The organism is Halorubrum ezzemoulense, from assembly GCF_004126515.1.
Lineage (GTDB): Archaea > Halobacteriota > Halobacteria > Halobacteriales > Haloferacaceae > Halorubrum > Halorubrum ezzemoulense.
In genome coordinates, this window is sequence record NZ_CP034940.1 from 1,178,416 (window position 1) to 1,197,312 (window position 18,897).

Annotated in this window: 15 protein-coding genes; 7 read left to right on the plus strand and 8 right to left on the minus strand. The window is 68.4% G+C overall.

What is annotated here, in order from left to right; translation table 11 throughout:
- Complete coding sequence (locus tag EO776_RS05910) at positions 1-1,062, minus strand: phytoene/squalene synthase family protein (protein ID WP_094519554.1); 1,062 nt, start codon at positions 1,060-1,062, stop codon at positions 1-3.
- Between the two features lie 177 nt (positions 1,063-1,239).
- Here EO776_RS05910 and EO776_RS05915 point away from each other — a divergent pair, with 177 nt between their 5' ends.
- Entirely contained in the window at positions 1,240-2,385 is a 1,146-nt protein-coding gene (locus EO776_RS05915; RefSeq protein ID WP_049929935.1) for an acyl-CoA dehydrogenase, read from the plus strand.
- 28 nt (positions 2,386-2,413) lie between these two features.
- Here the strand turns inward: EO776_RS05915 and EO776_RS05920 are convergent, their stop codons facing one another.
- On the minus strand, positions 2,414-4,414 hold the full coding sequence (locus EO776_RS05920; RefSeq protein WP_094583092.1) for a PH domain-containing protein: 2,001 nt from the start codon (positions 4,412-4,414) through the stop codon (positions 2,414-2,416).
- The gene (locus EO776_RS05925) at positions 4,411-4,875 is read right to left on the minus strand and encodes a PH domain-containing protein (protein WP_049929933.1); all 465 of its coding nucleotides are present in this window, start codon (positions 4,873-4,875) and stop codon (positions 4,411-4,413) included. The genes EO776_RS05920 and EO776_RS05925 overlap by 4 nt, the downstream gene beginning before the upstream one ends.
- 195 nt (positions 4,876-5,070) lie before the next feature.
- Between EO776_RS05925 and EO776_RS05930 the strand changes: the two genes are divergently transcribed.
- A complete protein-coding gene (locus EO776_RS05930; RefSeq protein WP_049929931.1) occupies positions 5,071-6,366 on the plus strand; it encodes a Glu/Leu/Phe/Val family dehydrogenase in 1,296 nt (431 codons plus the stop codon).
- A 45-nt stretch (positions 6,367-6,411) separates the two neighbouring features.
- Here EO776_RS05930 and EO776_RS05935 read toward each other — a convergent pair whose 3' ends face one another.
- Both EO776_RS05935 and EO776_RS05940 read right to left on the minus strand, forming a co-directional pair.
- Positions 6,412-7,146: a YqjF family protein gene (locus tag EO776_RS05935; RefSeq protein WP_049929930.1), complete on the minus strand. Its 735-nt coding sequence runs from the start codon at positions 7,144-7,146 to the stop codon at positions 6,412-6,414.
- 67 nt (positions 7,147-7,213) lie between these two features.
- A complete protein-coding gene (locus EO776_RS05940; protein WP_049929928.1) occupies positions 7,214-8,167 on the minus strand; it encodes a cation diffusion facilitator family transporter in 954 nt (317 codons plus the stop codon).
- 173 nt (positions 8,168-8,340) lie between these two features.
- On the opposite strand from EO776_RS05940, the gene EO776_RS05945 reads away from it, so the two are divergent.
- On the plus strand, positions 8,341-9,042 hold the full coding sequence (locus tag EO776_RS05945) for an HD domain-containing protein (RefSeq protein ID WP_086215963.1): 702 nt from the start codon (positions 8,341-8,343) through the stop codon (positions 9,040-9,042).
- A 60-nt stretch (positions 9,043-9,102) separates the two neighbouring features.
- On the opposite strand, the gene EO776_RS05950 is transcribed toward EO776_RS05945, so the two are convergent.
- Positions 9,103-9,849: a TetR/AcrR family transcriptional regulator gene (locus EO776_RS05950; protein ID WP_049929925.1), complete on the minus strand. Its 747-nt coding sequence runs from the start codon at positions 9,847-9,849 to the stop codon at positions 9,103-9,105.
- A 166-nt stretch (positions 9,850-10,015) separates the two neighbouring features.
- On the opposite strand from EO776_RS05950, the gene EO776_RS05955 reads away from it, so the two are divergent.
- Entirely contained in the window at positions 10,016-11,722 is a 1,707-nt protein-coding gene (locus EO776_RS05955) for a COG1361 S-layer family protein (protein WP_094519552.1), read from the plus strand.
- Between the two features lie 108 nt (positions 11,723-11,830).
- Positions 11,831-14,329: an efflux RND transporter permease subunit gene (locus EO776_RS05960; RefSeq protein ID WP_086215966.1), complete on the plus strand. Its 2,499-nt coding sequence runs from the start codon at positions 11,831-11,833 to the stop codon at positions 14,327-14,329.
- A gap of 43 nt (positions 14,330-14,372) precedes the next feature.
- Here the strand turns inward: EO776_RS05960 and EO776_RS05965 are convergent, their stop codons facing one another.
- Positions 14,373-14,795: a hypothetical protein gene (locus tag EO776_RS05965; RefSeq protein WP_086215967.1), complete on the minus strand. Its 423-nt coding sequence runs from the start codon at positions 14,793-14,795 to the stop codon at positions 14,373-14,375.
- Between the two features lie 283 nt (positions 14,796-15,078).
- On the opposite strand from EO776_RS05965, the gene coxB reads away from it, so the two are divergent.
- Positions 15,079-15,855: a cytochrome c oxidase subunit II gene (gene coxB / locus EO776_RS05970; protein WP_094519551.1), complete on the plus strand. Its 777-nt coding sequence runs from the start codon at positions 15,079-15,081 to the stop codon at positions 15,853-15,855.
- A complete protein-coding gene (locus EO776_RS05975) occupies positions 15,852-18,350 on the plus strand; it encodes a cbb3-type cytochrome c oxidase subunit I (RefSeq protein ID WP_094519550.1) in 2,499 nt (832 codons plus the stop codon). Before coxB ends, EO776_RS05975 begins: the two co-directional genes overlap by 4 nt.
- A gap of 36 nt (positions 18,351-18,386) precedes the next feature.
- Here the strand turns inward: EO776_RS05975 and EO776_RS05980 are convergent, their stop codons facing one another.
- On the minus strand, positions 18,387-18,860 hold the full coding sequence (locus EO776_RS05980) for a DUF7575 domain-containing protein (protein ID WP_094519549.1): 474 nt from the start codon (positions 18,858-18,860) through the stop codon (positions 18,387-18,389).
- Between the last annotated feature and the right edge of the window lie 37 nt (positions 18,861-18,897).

Genomic DNA, 18,897 nt, shown 5'->3' on the forward strand with positions numbered 1-18,897 from the left:
TCAGTCCGCCGAGCCGACCGCGCGGTGGAACGGCGTCCGGGCGATGGTCTGGCGCAGTTCCGCGAGCGAGTCGCGGCCGACGTCGCTCGCCGCGGACATCACCGCGAACACCTCCTGTCTGGACACCTTCACGCCGGTCTCGGTGAGCGCGTCTTCCGGGCGGCTCCCGAGCTCTCGGAGGGTACCGACCGCGAGCAGGTACGGGACCGTCCACGCCTCCATCGTGTTCCCGTTCGACAGCGGCATCGTCTCCAGGTACGCCTGCGCGTCGTCGAGGAACGAGCGGGCGTAGTCCGCGGTCCGGCCGACGACCCGCGCGGACGACTCGCGGTTCTCGGGGTGGACAACGCGCTCCTGCTCGACGCCCTCGGCCTCGAGCCACTCGGCAGGGAGGTAGACGTTGTTCTCCTCGGTGTAGTCGTCGTAGACGTCCTTCGAGACGTTGACGAGCTGGAGGAGGAGGCCGAACTCCTCGGCGGTCTCCCGCAGTCGCGTCGCGCGCTCCTCGGTGAGGTCGCCGCGGGTGAGCAGGTTCGTGATGAGGTTGCCGACGGTGCCGGCCGCGTAGTAGCAGTACTGTTCCAACTCGTCGCGGTCGTCGATGCGGAGTCCGCCTTCGGTCGCGTGACGCTCGACGAACATCGCCATCCCGTCGACCATCTCCAACACCGGCGGGACGATGGCATCCTGGGCCTCCGGGTCGAGCTCTTCGAACGTCGCAGCGATCGTGGGCGCCTCGGCGACGACGGTCCAGTCGTCGTCGCGCTCCGCGGGCAGCCACTCGTCGACCGACGCGCGGAACGCCGCGATGTCCGTCTCGTCGTCCGGATCGATCGATCGCCGGTACGTCCGCAACACGTCGCTCTGGGCGTCCGGCGGGATATGACCCGCGTCCTCGACCGTGTCGGCGACGCGGCAGAGGAGGTAGCCGACGCAGATCTGCGACGCCATCGGCTCCTCTAACACGTCGACAGTCAGCGCGAAGGTCCGCGAGACCCCCTGGACCGCCTCGTGACACCACTCGAGGTCGGCCTCGCCGGGGCCGTGTTCTCGTCCGCTCATTCAGTTGCCGGTATTTACGGCACAACGCATAAAAACCCTCGTGGAACGTCCGCCGGGCGTCGACCGCGGGACGGGCGGCCGAAATCGCACGACTCGACTCCCGTCAGCTCCGACGAACCGACGACCCGTGTACAATCGTGTGGAAACGGCTAAGTCCGCCCGGCCAAAGGCTCGGGTATGGAGTTCACGCTCACCGAAGAGCAGCGTCAGATACGCGACACCGTCGCGGAGTTCGTCGACGAGGAGGTCGTTCCGCGCGCGGCCGAGATCGACGAGACCGACGAGTTCCCCGCCGACCTGGTCGAGAAGATGGCCGACCTCGGTCTCATGGGCATGCCGTTCCCGGTGGAGTACGAGGGCGCGGGCCTCGACTACCACAGCTACGCGATCGGGCTCGAAGAGATCTCCCGCGGCTCCGGCGGGCTCGGGACGGTCGTCGCCGCCCACACCTCGCTGGCCGGCAACATGCTCTACGAGTTCGGCGACGAGGCCCAGAAGCAGGAGTACCTCACCGCGTTAAACACCGCCGAGGACATCGGCGCGTTCGCCCTCTCGGAGGCGGAGGCCGGCTCCGACGTGCCGGCGATGTCGACCACCGCGGAACGCGACGGCGACGGCTACGTCGTGAACGGCGGCAAGCTCTGGATCTCGAACGGCTCCGTCGCTGACACGGTCACCCTGTTCGCCAAGACCGACCCCGACGCCGGCCGGAACGGCATCTCCTCGTTCGTCGTGCGCCCCGAGGAGGACGACGGGTTCATCGTCGAGGGGACGGAGGACAAGCTCGGCGACAAGGGATGTCCGACCGCGGAGCTCCGGTTCGACGACATGTGGATCCCCGAGGACCGGCTGCTCGGCGAGGAGGGCGACGGGTTCGTCCACGCGCTGAAGACGCTCAACGGCGGGCGCATCACCATCGCGGCCCGGTCGGTCGGGATCGCGCGCGCGGCACTTAACGAGGCGAAATCCTACGCCCAACAGCGCGAACAGTTCGACCGCCCCATTTCTGACTTCCAGGCGATCCAGCACAAGCTCGCCGACATGGACACGAAGGCGCGCGCGGCGGAGCTGCTGATGCACGAGGCGGCTGACCTGAAGATGCGCGACGAGGACTACATCAAGGAGGCCGCGCAGGCGAAGCTGTACGCCTCGGAGATCGCCCGGGAGGTCGCCAACGAGGGCATCCAGATCCACGGCGGCTACGGCTACACCAAGGACTTCCCCGCGGAGCGGTTCTACCGCGACGCCAAGCTCTCGGAGATATACGAGGGAACGAGCGAAGTGCTCCGCAACACGATCGCACAACAGCTCCTCGACGAGTGAGCGGGCGGGGCCGCGCGGGCCACGCCCCTCAGCGGTCGTCTGGAGTCTCGCCCTCCCCGTCGCGGTCGCCGTCCGCGATGTCGCGATCGCCGTCCGCCGCGTCTCCGTCTGCCTCGCGCTCCTCGCCGGATCCCGGCCCGTGCGCCACGTCGGCGTCCGACGGGTTCTGGTCGACCGCGTACTCTCCGGTGTCGATCCGCTCCGCGGGCTCCGAGTAATCGCGATCGCTCGGCGAGAAGTCGGGCCGGACGACGCCGTCCTCGGGGATATCGAGGTCCTCCTCGGACGACGCCTCGCTCGCAACGTCGTCCGCCTCGGCGTCGGCGACCACGTCGTCGTCGGGTTCGTCGCCGGCGTCCTCGCTCCCTACGCCACCCTCGTCGACGCCGCCCCTCTCGTCTCCCGCGGGCTTCTCGCCTCCAGGGGGCTCCTCGTCTTCGGCGGGCTTCCCCTCCTCTGTGCGACTCCCGACGCTTCCGTCCGTCTCGTCGACTCCGTCCTCTCCCCCGTCGTCGCCGTCGAGCCATTCGAAGGAGTCGGCCCCGTCGCTTCGGCGGGCCGCGACGGCGGTCGCGAGGCGCTCGGTGAGGGTCTGCTTCAGCGCCTCGGCCTCGCCGACCTCGAAGTCGACGGCGGCCGCGTCGCTGCCGGTCAGCGAACCGGTGCCCGCCGTGTCGGCGACGATCGTCGCCACGCCCCACCGGCGCTGGAACACGGTCCGGCTGTCGATCACGTTCTGGATCCGGTAGTACGGGACGACGGCGACGGTCCGGCTCCAGAACCCGTTCCGCGTGAGCAGGTGGTCCTCGCCGACCCAGTAGCCGCGGTGTTTCCACTTCAGGTGCGCCGCGGGCGGGACGGCGAGGAGGAGGGCGGCCGCCCCGTACCAGGGGATCGACGGCGACACGTACCAGTTCACGCCGTACGCGATCCCGGTGAGGACGCCGACGATCAGCGTGTACCGGATGACGTACCGCCAGCGGATCCGCTTCGGCGGGCGGTTGAACTCCGGCGTCCCGAACGACTCGACCTCGTGTGCGAGCCGGTAGACGCGGTCGGTGGCGGCGATCGGGACGGCGGACTGGTTGCCCGACTCGCTCCCCTGTCCGGGGGCGTATCCCGCCGTCTCGATAGAGAGGCTCGCGTAGCCGAGCGCGCGCTTGGCGGGGTTGTCGGTGATCCGCAGCGCCTGGATCTTCTCCGTCGGGATCGACCCGCTGTATCGCCGGAACAGCCCGCGTTCGTAGCGCAGCTCGTCGCCGGCCCGCGAGAGCCGGAACCCGTAGTAGTTCGAGAAGGCGACGCCCGCGCCGATGAGCCACGACGCGATGAAGAGGGCCGCGACCCCGACGATCGCGGTCGCGGTCAGCGCGGCGGCCGAGGTCTCCGGCAGGAAGCTCGACAGCACCGGGAACGACCCGGAGCTGAGGAACGCCAGCAGCCCGATCAGGCGCCCGTCGAACGACAGCGCGCCGACCATGGCGAGCTCGCCGGGCGAGATGGCGAACAACACTTCCTCGTCGGGGCCGAACGCGTCGTCTCCACCGGGGTCGACCGCGTCGGCGTCGGTCCCCGACGCCTCGGCGTCGTCGTCTCGGCTGGCGCGTCCGGACTTCCGGCGCTGGACTTCGCGCTGGAGCCGCGTCGCCTCGTCGGGCGTGACGAAGCGGATCGACCCCTCGGTGCTGGAGCCGCCGGCGGTCTCTAAGTCGACCGCGGCGACGCCGATCGCCCGCTGAATCACGCCGCGGCTCACGTCGACGTTCTGGATCCGCCGGTACGGGATCTCTCGCTCGCGTCGCGAGATGACGCCGGAGGAAATGTCGAGCGTGTCCTCGGTGAGGACGTACTCGAACCGGCGGTAGTACGCGACCTCGTAGGCGAACGTGACGAGGAGGATGGCGGCGCCCCCGCCGACCGCCAACGGGAGCCCGAAGCCGCCGCTGTTCACGATCACGAACAGCGCGACGGCGGTCCCGGCCGCCTTCTGGAGCGCGCGGTACGGGACCGACTGCGGCGCCAGCTTCACACCGCGTCCTCCCCGTCGGCGCGGATCGCCAGCCGCTTCAACTCCTCGCGGAGGTCGCTCGCGCCGTCCGGCGTGAGTCCCGGGATCCGCACGTCCGCGCCCCGCGATCCGGCGGTGTACACCACGCAGGAGGCGAGCCCGACCGTCCGTTCGACCGGGCCGCGGCGGGAGTCGACGTGTTGGATCCGCACCAGCGGCACCGTCGTCCGGACCTGCGTGACCACCCCGCGGTCGAGGTAGATCGCGTCCTCGCGGATCTCGTAGCTCCAGCGTCGGTACCGCAACAGCGCGTGGGCGACGGTGAGCGTCAGGACGACCCCCCCGACGGCGACCGGTGCCCACCGCGGGAGGTACTCGAAGTACGCGCCGCCGACGAAGGGAGCGGTGACGAGCGCAGACAGCAGCACCGCGCGGAGGACCCACACGACCTGGACTCGGGGATGGAGCGTCTGTGCCGTCATCGACGGTCCCCCGTCGCGTGTCCGTGTGTCATGTCCGCGGCTTGTTCCCCCCGACGTATAAGTCCGGTCGGACATGGCCGGAAGGCTTCGACGTGCGAGCGCCGATCCGCGGGCGTCGATTGCCGTGATTGTTATCATCTATCAAAGGAGAAACTTGCCGAAACCAATATCACGAACGATCGAGTCGTGGTCGCCATGGCCGACGATCCGTTCGAGAACATGCTCGCCCAGATGGACCGCGCCGAGGAGTACGCAGACGTGGACCACGGGGTGTTCGAGCGGCTCAAGCACCCGGAACGCACGCTGAAGGTGACGCTCCCGGTGGAGCTGGAGTCCGGGGAGGTCGAGGTGTTCGAGGGGTACCGCTGTCAGTTCGACAGCGCCCGCGGGCCGTTCAAGGGCGGCGTTCGGTTCCACCCGACGGTCACGCAGCGAGAGGTCGAGGCGCTCGCCGGGTGGATGACGTGGAAGACTGCCCTGGTCGACCTCCCGTACGGAGGCGCCAAAGGCGGCGTGATCTGCGAACCGAAAGACCTCACCGAACGCGACCTCGAACGGCTCACCCGGCGGTACACCGAGGGGATCCGTCGGATGATCGGTCCCGAGATCGACGTGCCCGCGCCGGACATGAACACGAACCCGCAGACGATGGCGTGGATGATGGACACCTACTCGATGTACGAGGGGTACTCCGTCCCGCAGGTCGTCACCGGGAAGCCGCTTGAGATCGGCGGAACGCCGGGTCGCGTGGAGGCGACCGGTCGCGGCGTCTCGCTCGTCACGGAGCGGCTCTTCGAGTACCTCGACCGCGACCTGTCGGACGCGACGATCGCGATTCAGGGGTTCGGGAACGTCGGGTCGAACGCGGCCCGACTCCTCGACGAGGGGGGCGCCAACGTGGTCGCCACCTCGGACGTGTCGGGCGCGGCCTACGACCCCGACGGGCTCGACGTGGCCGCGCTCGGCGCGCACGTCGACGCCGGCGGACTGGTCGAGGAGTATGTCGCGGGCGAGATCCGCGGCGGCGCGAGCACCGCCGACTCCCGCTGGGACGACCCCGACCAGATCACCAACGCGGAGCTGCTCACGCTCGACGTCGACGTGCTCATCCCGGCCGCCGTCGAGGGCGTGATCACCGCCGACAACGTCGACGACCTCCGTGCGTCGGCGGTCGTCGAGGCGGCGAACGGCCCGACGACCGTCGCGGCCGACAAGGCGCTCACCGAGCGCGACATCCAAGTCGTGCCGGACATCCTCGCGAACGCGGGCGGCGTCATCGTCTCCTACCTGGAATGGGTCCAGAACGCGCAGGAGTTCTCGTGGCCGCTGGAGACGGTTAACGCCGAGCTTGAGCGGCGCATCGGGAGCGCCTTCGACAAGACCGTCGAACAGTACGACACGAAGGAGCTCCCCGACCTGCGGACCGCCGCCTACACGCTCGCCTTGGAGCGCACCGCGAAGGCCCACGAGTACCGCGGGCTGTTCCCGTAGCCGGCTGGTCGCGGTCGCTTCCGGCCGCGGACGCTCCGCTCGGCGTCAGGCCCGCCTGATCCGGTCGGCGGTGACCGCGATCGGCTCGGCGTAGTGGAGGATCGGGTCGCCGTCGGGGGCCTCGAAGCCGTTCGCCGCGAACAGCGTGTTCGCCCGGATATCCGCCTCGGCCGGCCGCAGCGTCCACGGGTCGTGTTCGATCTTGCCCACGTACAGCCGCCCGCTCTCTCCCGCGGTGTAGAACCGGTAGTTCTCCAGTAAAAACGCCGGCAGCGACCCGATATCCGGGGTGAACGCCTCGCCGGCCGGCGCGTAGGTCGCGTCGAACCGCGCGTGCGGGACGCCCTCGTGGACGCGACGGCTCGCGAAGCGGACGGCGTCGCGCGCGTCCGCGTCGACGCCTCCCTGCCCCGCGCCGCCGCTCGCCGCGGTGCCCCGAACGTCGGTCTCGGCGCGGTAGTACGGGAGCCGGAACAGCCCGCGGGCGACCGCGACGCCGAGACGATCGTCGGCGTCGAGGCTGTGGAAGTAGACGCCGGGACCGTTCGGCCCCTCGACGTAGGTCCGGAGGTTGAGTTCGGGGAACGACAGCCCTCGCGGGACCCCGCGCGGACGGATGTCCTCCATCACGAACGGGACGACGCCGAGGTACGCGTCGCCGTCGTGAGTCGCGACCGAGAGCCCGTCGGGCAGCGCCGCGGCGACGGTCGACGGGTCGACGGGCCAGTGTGCGAACAGTCCGTCCCGCCACGTCATCTCCAGCCAGCGGCGACCAAGCATACCGATCTGTACGTGACGAGGGGGCAAAACCCGCACGACACCGGCGGTTTCGGACCCCCGCCGACGGTCACTCTCGCGGGCCGGCGTCGTCCCCGCGATCGGCCGCGGAGTCGGGCGCCTCCGGCGCGTCCTTCCACTCGCCGAGGCCGGACGGATCGAGGTGGACGTGGACGTCGCCGACGTCCTCCAGTCCGCGCAGGGTCGTGACGAGCTCCGTCTCCACGCTGTGGGCCTCTCGGAGCGTCATCTCCCCGTCGACCTCGACGTGGACCTCGACCTCCAGGTCGGTTCCGTCGTAGAACACGGTCAGGTCGTGGACGCCCTCGACGGCGGGGTTGTCGCGGAGGGCGGCGACCACGCGCTCGCGGTCGCCCGGCGGCGGCGCGCCCCCGACGAGGTACGTGACGTTCTCGCGGCCGATCTCGATCCCCTGGTAGACGACGAGGAGGCTGACGAGCGCGCCGGCGACGGGATCGAGAACGGGCACGTTCAGGAACACGCCGAACACGCCGACCAGGGCGGCGATCGTGGTGTAGATGTCGTTGAGACAGTCGACCGCGAGGGCGGCGAGCGCCGTCGAGCCCAGGTCGGCGTTCACCAGTTCCGTGTACCGATACAGCAGGTACATGTCCGCCATCGCGAACAGCAGCGCCCCGACGAGGAGGAGGCTCGCCCGCACCTCCACCGGGCCGACGAACCCGAGCACGGACTCGCGCAACAGGAGCAGCCCGAGGACCGCCACCGTCGCGCCGACGAACAGCGCCGTCAGCGGCTCGATCCGCTGGTGGCCGTGCGGGTGCGTCTCGTCCGCGCTCTCGTACCGCGATCCCCCCCAGACGAACACGACCGCGCTGGCGACGAGGTCGGCGACGGAGTGTGCGGCGTCGGCCAGCAGCGCCACGCTGTTGAACGCGAGCCCCGTCGCGCCCACGACGGCTATCTTCGCCGCGTTGCCCGCGACGTTCACCGCCGCGGCCCGCTGAAACCGAGCGCGGTCGTCGTTCCCGAAGGGACTCAACATAGCAGTCGGTGCGCCCGCGACCCTGTTAAGCGTCTCGCGTCGCGTCAACGCTCGCCGCATCGCCGGAAGGCGGCCGCTAGCGACGGCCGTCTCGCGCCCGAAGACTCCGTCGTAACGCCTAAGACCGAAACGCTCCTCGCCTACGGTAATGAATCACGATCTTTTCGCCCGAGGTGGTCCCGGTGGGCGTCGAAATTAAGGAAACGGAGGTGAGCGACGAGGATTTCGAGGAGATGAAAGGCTTCGTCCGCGACTACCTCGCGGCCAGCGTCGAGAGCGAGGACGACGGCGGGCGCATGCGCTGGTACCCCTGGCACTCGGCGTCGTACCGGTTCAACCACATCCTCAACGTCGTCGACCTCGCGACAGAGATCGCCGAGGCGGAGGGCGCCGACGTGGACGTGGTCCGCGTCGCGGCCGTCTTTCACGACGTCGCCAAGCTGGAGGCGGAGCAGGACGTCCACGCGGAGGCCGGCGCGCGCGTCACCCGCGAGTACCTCCAGAGCCGCGGCAACTACCCCGAGTCGTTCATCGAGGAGGTGTGCGGGGCGGTCGTCGACCACTCGTACACCGGCGACCTCGACGACGTGCCCCTCGAGAGCCGGTGTCTGATCGAGGCCGACGTGCTCGACAAGGTCGGCGCCAACGGCGCGGTCCTCATGCTGTTGCGCATGGGGTACGAGTCGCGCACGCACATGGACTCCGCGAAGATGGTCGACCGGGTGCTCCAGCGAGCGCACGACCATACCGACCGCGTCGTCTCCGACACCGCCGAGAGCATCGCCCACCAGCGGATCAAACGCGTGAAGTGGCTCCGCGAGTGGCTCGAAGAGGAGGTCTCCAGGATGGACGCCGACGGCGTCACCGACCGCTGAACCGGTCCCCTTCCTCCCGGCAGCCGCCGGAAACGAGGCCAGTCGCCGCCGAGAGCGAACTCAGTCCGCTTCGTCCGTCTCCACCAGCGGCAGGACCCGTTCGAGGTACCCGTCGATCCCGGCGCGGGAGTCGTCGACCCAGGCTCCCCCGTTGGTCGTCGTCCAGCGGAACATCCCCCCGGTCGCGAACGTCTGGAGGGTCGCGACGACCTCCTCAACAGGTACCGATGGTGGGCTGGCTCCCGCTGCGTGCCCGTCGGGCGCCTCCGTCTCGGCCGCGGCCTCGCGGACGAGCCGCTCTAGGTACTCGCCGAAGACCCGGTCGCTGCGGTCGAAGTGCTCGCGGTACGCCTCGTCGTTCGCGGCCTGCGCGCGGAGCTCCGTCATCACCGTGACGAACTGCGCGTCCGGTGCGTAGGCGCCGTCGAGGGACGCGGGATCGACCGCTGCCGTGAGGTAGATGTCGAGCTCGTCCCGGGCCGAGCGCTCCGGAGGCGCCTCGGCGCCGTCGCTGTTCGCGCTCGGAGCCGACTCGTCGACCGGCTGCGAGTCGCCGCCGCTGACGGGCGGGGGGTCGCCGCTGTCGGAAATCGAGGCCTCGAACTCGTCGAGCAGGAACCCCATGAGGTCGACGAGCAGGTCGTCTTTGCCGTCGTAGTGGTGGTACACCAGCGACGGGCTCTTGTCGAACTCGTCGCCGATCCGCTGGATCGTGACGCTCGCGTACCCGTGCTTCCGGAGCGCGCGGAACGCCGCGCCGAGGATCGCTTCCCGCGTGTTCGTCGGCTCCGCGAACGGTCCGTCCATGTTCTGGATACTGGCGCCGACTATATATCGGCCCTGATTGAACGTTCATTCAACACGCTTATGTCGATGGCGACTGACAGGAACCTATGACTCGTCACGCTCCGCCGCGGTACGACCGGTCGCCGTTCGCGACCAAACGCACCCCAAGCGACGGCGGAGGTGACCGATGAGCCGGCCGACGCGGCTCGCGACGGCCGCGCTCGCCGTCGTCGCGGCGAGCGCACTGCTCGTCGGCGTCTCGCTCGCCGGCGCCGCGGCGCCGAGCGCGGGCGCGCCGTCCGGCGGCGACGTCGCCGCGTTGTCGGGAGTCGACGGTCCGACCGCCGACGGCACCGTCGCGCAGACGGAGTCGAATCCGACCCCTAGACAGGTCCGCGGGTCGCCCGTGCTGGAACTGTTCGCCACCCAGCGGACGGTTCCGAGCGGCGCCGAGTCGACCCTCACGATCGACATCGTCAACACCGGCGAGATGTCGATCGGCAACCAGCTTGACTCCCGCGTCACCACCGCTCGCGGGCTCACCCTCGAGATCGACGACGGCGGCGTGCCGATCGACGTAGAGGACGGCAAGATCCCGGTCGGAGACGTTCGGACCGCCGCGAGCCCGGTCTCCGTGCCGCTCGACGTGACGGTGCCCGACGACGTGCCCGACGGCCGGTACGAGGTCGAGGCGACGGCCCGCTACCGGTACACCTTCGAGATCATCCCCGAGTTCAACGACCACAAGGACCGCCGCGGGATCGAGGACTTCGACCTGACCATCGTCGTCGACGACGGCGCCCGCTTCGCGGTCATCGAGACCGACACCGACGCGCAGGTCGGCGGCAGCGGCGACGTGGCCGTCACGCTGTCGAACGTCGGCGACGAGACCGCGCGCGACGCGGTCGTCTCCGGCACCACGACCGCGCCCGGCGTCACCCTCGGGCAGGGCGGCGGGCAGGCGTTCGTCGGCGACTGGGCGCCCGGCGAGAACCGGACGGTGACGTTCGACTCCTCCGTGGCGGAGTCGTTCCCCGGCGGCGCCTACGCGCTCTCCTCGACCGTCGACTACCGCGACCCGAACGGAATCGACGCGACCGCGGCGGCCGCCCGCGCCGGCGTCGTTCCGATCCGTGAGCAGTCGTTCGCGCTGCGCAACGTCTCCGGCACGCTCGAAGTCGGGTACTCCGGCACGGTCTCCGGCACGATCACGAACGAGGGCCCGCTCGACGTCGAGAACGCCGTCCTCGTCGCGGACTCCGGGAGTAACCGCGTGAGCCTCGGCGAGAGCCGGTACGCGCTCCCGACGATCCCGGCCGGCGAGTCGGCGACCTTCACCTTCGACGCCGACGTGAGCGGGAGCGCCGACCCCGGCCCCCGACAGTTCCGGTTCACCACCGAGTACGACAGCGGCGACGCGACGCTCTCGGTCGAGAAGACCCGCCGCGTCGAGGTGGCGCCCCGGCAGCCCGAGTTCGAACTGGCCGTCGAGAACGCCACCGTCACGGCGGGCGAGACCCGGCGAATCAACGCCACGATCACGAACCGGCGGCCGGAGACGCTCTCCTCGATCAACGCCGGACTCTACGCCGACAGCCCGCTGACGGCGGTCAACGACGAGGCGTTCGTCGACGAGCTCGAACCCGGCGAGTCCGCTGAGACCTGGTTCGAGGTGTCCGCCGCTTCGGGGGCGAGCGTCGAGGACCACCCGATCGAGCTCGACTTCCGGTACGAGGACGAGCGGGGCAACGACCGCATCTCCGACATCACGCAGGTCCCGGTCACGGTGACCGCCGCCGTCGACGACGGCGGGCGCCCCGTCGGCCTGATCGCCGTCGCCGCCCTGCTCGTCGTCGCCGCGGCCGGCGGCGCCGTCTGGTACCGACGGCGGTGATCCGATGAGGGGACACGCCACCGTTCGCGTGACGGAGCGCCACCGCCTTCGCTCCCCGTCGGCCAGCCTTCCGTCGCCGACGAGTGAACGTCGGACAGCGGGGCGACCGTGACCGCCGTCGACCGGCTGATCGAGGAGATCGACCGCGTCGTCACGGAGCGGCCGCTGGCGGTCATCGCGGTTTTCATCCTCGTGACCGCCGCGTTCGCGGGCGGTCTGACCGGCATCGAGACGAACGCCGGCACGGACCAGTTCACGCAGGACATCCCCGCACAGCGGGCGCTCGACGACATCGACGAGGAGTTCGAGACGTCGATCGGCGGCTCCGCCACCTCCGCGCAGGTGATCGTCTCCGACGACAACGTCCTCTCTCGCGACGCGCTGCTACGAACCTTGGAGACCCAACACCGGCTGGAGTCGCGGTCGACGCTCCGGGTCGCGTCGACGTCGAGCCACGCCGACGCGGTCGCCCGACAGCTGGACTCGACCGCCGCGAGCGCTGCCGAGCGACGCGACGCCGTGGCCGAGGCGACGCCCGCCGAACTGCGGGCCGCCATCGCCGACGCCGACGCGACGGGCGCGATCGCGGCGCAGGTGTCCGTCGACTACAACCCCACCGCGCAGGCGGCCGACACCGCGATCGTGGGGATCACGTACGACCTTCCGGCGTCGGCGACGACGGCGCGGGTGACGGAGCTCCAGACCCGCAGCGTCGACGTCGTCGACTCCGTCCCGGGCAACGTCGCCGGCGAGAACGCGATCCTCTTCGGCGACGGCGTCCTCCAGTCCGAGATAACCGCGCTGTTGACCGACACCGCGATCATCGTCTTCCCGGCGGCGCTCATCCTGATCGTCGGATTCCTGATCTTCTCGTACCGCGACCCGTTCGACATGGCGATCGGGCTGTCAGCACTGCTCATGTCGCTCCTGTGGACGTTCGGGTTCATGGGGTACGCCGGGATCCCCTTCTCCAACTCGCTCGTGACGGTGTTTCCGCTCCTGCTCGCGGTCGGGATCGACTTCGGCATCCACATCGTCAACCGCTACCGCGAGGAGCGGGCGACCGGGGCTGGGATCGAGCGGTCGATGCGGACCACGACCGACCAGCTGCTCATCGCCTTCCTGCTGGTGACGATCACCACCGTGTTCGGGCTCGTCTCCAACGTCGCGAGCCCGTTCGACCCCAACCGCGACTTCGGGATCGTCGCGGCCGCCGGGATCACATTCACGCTGATCATCTTCGGCGTCTTCCTCCCGGCCGCGAAGGTGTTCTCTGACCGGTGGCGCGAGGGGCTCCCGATCCCGGAGTTCGGCACGAGCGCGCTCGGCACCGGCGGCTCGCGGATCGCGCGCGTCCTCCGCGTCGGCGTCGACCTCTCGCGGATCGCTCCGGTCGCGGTCGTCGTGCTCCTCCTCCTCGGCGGCGCCGCCGGCGGCGCCTACGGCTCCGGCGTGGACACGGAGTTCTCGCAGGAGGCCTTCTTCCCGGATCAAGACCGGTTGGAGACGTACGCGGAGCTGCCAGAGCCGTTCGCGCCGACCGACTACACGTTCCTCGACGTGCTGACGCTGTTCGAGGAGGAGTTCGAACAGGACTTTGTGGGGTCGGTGACGCTGTACATCGACCAGTCGGTGAGAGACGACGACGCCCTGGAACTGATCGACCGGACCGCGCGGAACCCGCCGGAGACCTTCGCGACGACCGACGAGCGCCGCGCGCAGGCGACGAGCGTCGTCACCGTGATCGACGACCGCGCGTCGCGTGACCCCGAGTTCGCGGCGTTGGTAGAGCGCAACGACCGCCTCGGGAACGGCGTGCCCGACCGCAACGTCGACGAGGTGTACGACGCGCTCTTGGACTCCTCCGCGGAGAGCCGCGCCCGAGGATACGTGGCGGCCGACCGCGGCAGCGCGCGCGTCGACTTCACGATCAAACCTGGCGTCGACGACTCCGAGGCGGTCGCCGACGTGCGCGACCTCGCCGAGCGCACGCCGCTCGAAGCGGTGCCGACCGGCTCCCTCGTGGTCAACGAGGCCGTGATCGACCTGCTGACCGAGTCGGCGATCCGGAGCCTGTTCGCCGCCTTCGGGCTCACGGCGCTGTTCTTGGCGCTGTCGTACGCGTACTTGGAGGGGAAGGCCGTCTACGGCTTCCTGAACCTCGTTCCCGTCCTCGTCACCGTCGGGCTGCTCATCGGGTCGATGCGGCTGTTCGACATCCCGCTGACGCCGATCAACGCCCCCATCCTCTCGGTGTCGATCGGGCTCGGGGTGGACTACACCGTCCACTTCGTCCACCGGTTCGTCGACGAGTATCAAGAGGGGCTCCCGATCGACGAGGCGCTCGACGTCACCATCGCCGGGACCGGCGGCGCGCTCACAGGCAGCATGCTCACCACGGTCTCCGGGCTTGGCGTCCTGTGGCTCGCGGTGATCCCCCTGCTTCGCGACTTCGGCGTCCTGCTCGCGCTGGGCGTGTTCTACGCCTACCTCTGTTCGATCCTGCTCGTGCCGTCCCTCGTCGTCGTGTGGGACCGGTACGGCTCGCGCGTCGGGCTCGGGCTCGACGACGGGCTCCGCGGTTCCGGCGCCGAGAGCGGGCGCTGACGGTCGAAGGGTTTCGCCGGGGAGAGAACGCGTTTCCCGTCGATCAGCCGACGACGCCGACGAGAAGCTGGACCGTGACGAGGACGAGGAACGCGGCGCCGGTCGCGAGGGTGCCGGCGGCGACGCCGTGCGCGTTTCCGAGTCCGCGGCTCCGCGTCGCGAAGTACGCGCCGAGGAAGACGAAGCCAACGAGGAGCAGCCCGACGATCAGGTACGCGACGTTCACTAGGGTGCCGGCGAGCCCCTCTGGGATACCGAAGCTCCCGACGCCGAGGATGATGCTGCCGCCGAAGAGGACGGTGACGCCCACGAACGAGATCGCCCACACGACTGGCGTCCGGGCGATGTCGCCGAGCGTCTCGACGATCGCCTCGTAGCTACCGCCGTCGCCGTCGCGACCGGGCGCCGCTCGCTTCGCGCCGATCTCGGCGACCGCGACGAAGGTGGCGACGACGAGGAGGCCCATCAGCCCCGTACTCAAGAGGGTTAGTGATGTCATGGATATCCGTTGTTAGGGCCTCCGTTCGCGCGTACAAATACCCTTCGACGCGCGAGTTCCCGGCGTTCCGACACGTGCGCCCGTGCCGTTCGCTGCGCGTCCCGCTCGACCGTCGCCGGGTTCGTCGGCGGAGCGGCTCCGGCTCCGCTCGGGTGCCTGAATCGCTGCCTCTCTCGTCCGATCGCCCGGCCCGCTACACAAGAGATAAGTGTACCATCGCCAAGGGAGGTACAAGGGCAGACAGACGAACATGATAGATCCAGTTATCCTACAACAGGGGAGTGACTGGCGCGCACAGGCGGAGGTCTTCGACGAGATCTTCTTCGTCTTCCTCGCGCTCGGCACCCTCGTCGGCACCATCGTCGTGGCGTACACGCTGTGGAACGTGTACAAGTACCGCGACGACGGGAACCGGTCGGACGAAGAGTTCGACGCGCCGGTCGTCGGCGAGCTCCCCACGGGACAGGGCGGTCCGAAAGCGAAGAAGCTCTTCCTCTCGTTCGGGTTGAGCGCGATCGTCGTCATCAGCCTCGTCGTGTACTCGTACGGGCTACTCCTCTACGTCGAGGACGGACCGGACACCGGCGACGAGGGCGACATCGAGATCATGGTCGAAGGCTACCAGTACGGGTGGGCGTACGAGTACCCGAACGGACACACGGAACGGGGTGAGCTGATCGTGCCCGCTGACCAGCGAATCGATATTAATGTGACCTCAAGGGATGTCTGGCACAACTTCGGCTCGTCGGATTTGCGGATAAAGACCGACGCTATTCCCGGGGACTACAACGAGAACTGGTTCTCAGTGAGCTCCGAGGACGTCGCAGCGCAAGGCGGTGAGGCGACGTACCCCGTCGAGTGCTTCGAACTGTGCGGTCCGGGTCACTCCGCAATGGAAGGACAGATAACCGTCATTCCGGAAGACGAGTGGGAAGAGTGGTACGATAATACCGGAAACGGCTCCGAAAGCGCCAGTATCGAGGCCTCCGGGCTCGGAGCTGTGACACAGAGCGGGGTGAGCGCATGAGCGAACTACCGCCGACGACCTCCGTCAAGCGCTGGCTAGTCACGACCAATCACAAAGACATCGGTATCCTATACACGATCACAGCGCTGTTCTTCCTGCTGTTCGGCGGCGTGATGGCGCTGCTCATCCGCCTCCAGCTGTGGGATCCGACGAGCCAGATCCTCTCTGGGCTGGCGTACAACGAGGCCGTCACCGCGCACGGGTTGATAATGGTGTTCTGGTTCCTTTCGCCGTTCGCGTTCGGGTTCGCGAACTACTTCGTCCCGCTTCAGATCGGCGCGGACGACCTTGCATTCCCGCGGCTGAACGCGCTGTCTTACTGGATGTACCTGTTCTCTGGCGCGCTGCTCGGGATCAGCTTCTTCCAAGGCGGTACGCTGACCGCAGGTTGGACGATGTACGCGCCGCTCAACGTGCCGATGTACACGCCCGGTATCGGGTCGACCGGCGCGATCCTCGCGCTCACAATGTTCATTATCGGCGTCACCGCGTCGACGGTGAACTTCCTCACGTCCATCCATCACTCCCGCGCTGAGGGGATGGGAATTATGGACATGCCGCTGTTCTCGTGGTCGATCCTCGCGACCGTGTGGATGATGCTGTTCGCGTTCGCGGCGCTGCTCGGTGCGCTGTTGATCCTCGGCTCCGACCGGGTGCTTGGGAGCGTCTACTTCTCCGCAACTGAGGGCGGGGCCCTGCTGTGGAGCCATCTCTGGTGGTTCTTCGGCCATCCGGAGGTGTATATCGTCTTCTTCCCGGCGCTCGGGGTCATGCTGGAGCTGTTCCAGACGTTCTCCGGCCGACGCCTCGTCGGTCGCAAGTGGGTCATCATCTCCATCTGCTTGATCGCCGTTCAGTCGTTCCTCGTGTGGATGCACCACATGTTCTTGACGACGATCAACCTGGAGATCAAGACGCTGATGATGGCGACGACAATCGGTATCTCGCTTCCCTTCGACCTGATTGTCTTCTCGCTGATCTACACGCTGATTAAGGGGCGGATCCAGTTCACGACGCCGTTCCTGTTCGCGTTCGGCGCGCTACTGTTGTTCATCCTCGGTGGGATTACTGGCGTCTTCCTCGGCGCTATCGTACTCGACTACGAGTTCCGCGGCACCTACTGGGTGGTCGCGCACTTCCACTACGTGATGTTCGGCGGGGCGACGGCGCTCGTCGGCGCAATCTACTACTGGTTCCCGAAGGTGACCGGGAAGATGTACGACGAGTTCCTCGGAAAGCTCCACTTCGCCACGTTCTTCCTCGGCTTCAACGCCGTCTACTTCTCGATGTTCCTCGCTTGGGAGACCCCACGCCGGGTGTTCGAGTACAATCCCGAGTTCCAGATCTACCACCAGTTCGGGACGATCGGGGCGTTCGTGCTCGGGTTCTCATTCTTCATCATGTTCTACAACCTAGGGAAGTCCTACGTCTCCGGCGAGTCGGCCGGCGCCAACCCGTGGGACTACTCGCGGACCGCGGAGTGGGCGATCTCCTCGCCGCCACCGCTTGAGAACTGGCCGAACCGACCGTCGTACGCTTCCGGAAAACTGGAGTTCGTGAAGGATTACGTGCCCGACGGTGGTCCCGCGATGAAGACGGACGACGACGGCGATGTCGCCACGGACGGCGGTAACACCCACTCGTCGCACATCTCGAGATATGCTCACTGGGACAAACATCCGAGTCACGCGAGCATCTGGCCGTTCGCGCTGTCGCTCGCCCTTGGAGTCCTGCTGTTCGGCCTCTCCGGCTTCGCCAACTCCGTCACCGTCGAGCTTGGCGAGACAGCGCTCCAGAGCGATGTCATCATCTCCAACCTGCTCTACCCGACCGCGATCCTAGCCGGGATCGGCGGGCTCATCTACACCGGCGTGAAGTGGGGCACTGAGGACTTCTACGCCCCGCCGACCGAGTTCGCCGAGCGGTGGCCGTTCAACGGCGTCGAGAAGGTCAAGTTGGGAATGTGGTTCTTTCTGGCGTCCGACGTTCTCGTCTTCGGCGCGCTGCTGTCTGCGGCCATCTTCATCCGCTACAACGCGGGCTGGATGACGTGGGAGCCGCTGACCGACCCGCTACCCGGACTGATCAACACCTTCGTGCTGCTCACGTCCTCGTTCACCGTAATCTTAGCGCTGGTCGCGGCCCGCCGGAAGAGCCGGCAGGGCCTGCTAGCGTCGCTGGGGTCGACCATCCTGCTCGGGTTCGTCTTCATGGCGATCAAGATGTGGGAGTGGAACCACGAGGTCTTCGACAAGGGCGTCACCATCTCGGCGAACGCTCATGGTGACCCGATCCAGGCGTCGATCTACTACGTCACGACCGGGCTCCACGGGATCCACGTGCTACTCGGGTTGGTGGTAGCCATCTTCCTGTTCGTCAGGGCCTACCAGGGTCACTACCTCGACGACGAGCGGCCGATCGAGTACTTCGGCCTCTACTGGCACTTCGTGGACATCGTCTGGGTGTTCGTCTTCCCGCTGTTCTACCTCTTCTGAGGTCGGTCGCGGCCCGGTCTTTTTTCTTTCATCCACTCACGTAGCGTCGTCGCCGAGCGGCTCGGCGCACCACTGACAGAAGTCGACGGTCGGGTCGGTATCCTTGCCACACTCCGGACAGCGCACGGTCTCGTCGCTCGTCGTCTCCGTTGACGGCGCGGCCGGGCGGTCGACCGTTCCGCCGGCGGTCGGCTCCGTGGCGTCGGACGAGCGGGCCGCGTCGCGTTCCCGCTCGTGTTCGCGGTTGTTGCGGAGCGCCACGACGTACGCGTCGATGACGCTCGCGCCGACGACCGCGGCGGCGGGGGCCACGTCCCGAAGCGGCGGGGGCTCGCCGGCGAGGACGCCGGAGATCGCCGACTCGGGGACGAACACGAAGACCACGGCGGTGACCGCGACGTACCAGCCGAACGCGCGGGCCCACCGGCGGAGGTATGCGTGACCGAGCCCGGAGACGACGAGCGCGAGCAGGGCGGCGAGCCAGGGTCGCCGACGCGTGTGGTCTGTCATGAGCGCCCGTACGGGTTCCCGCCCCGAGAACCTACCC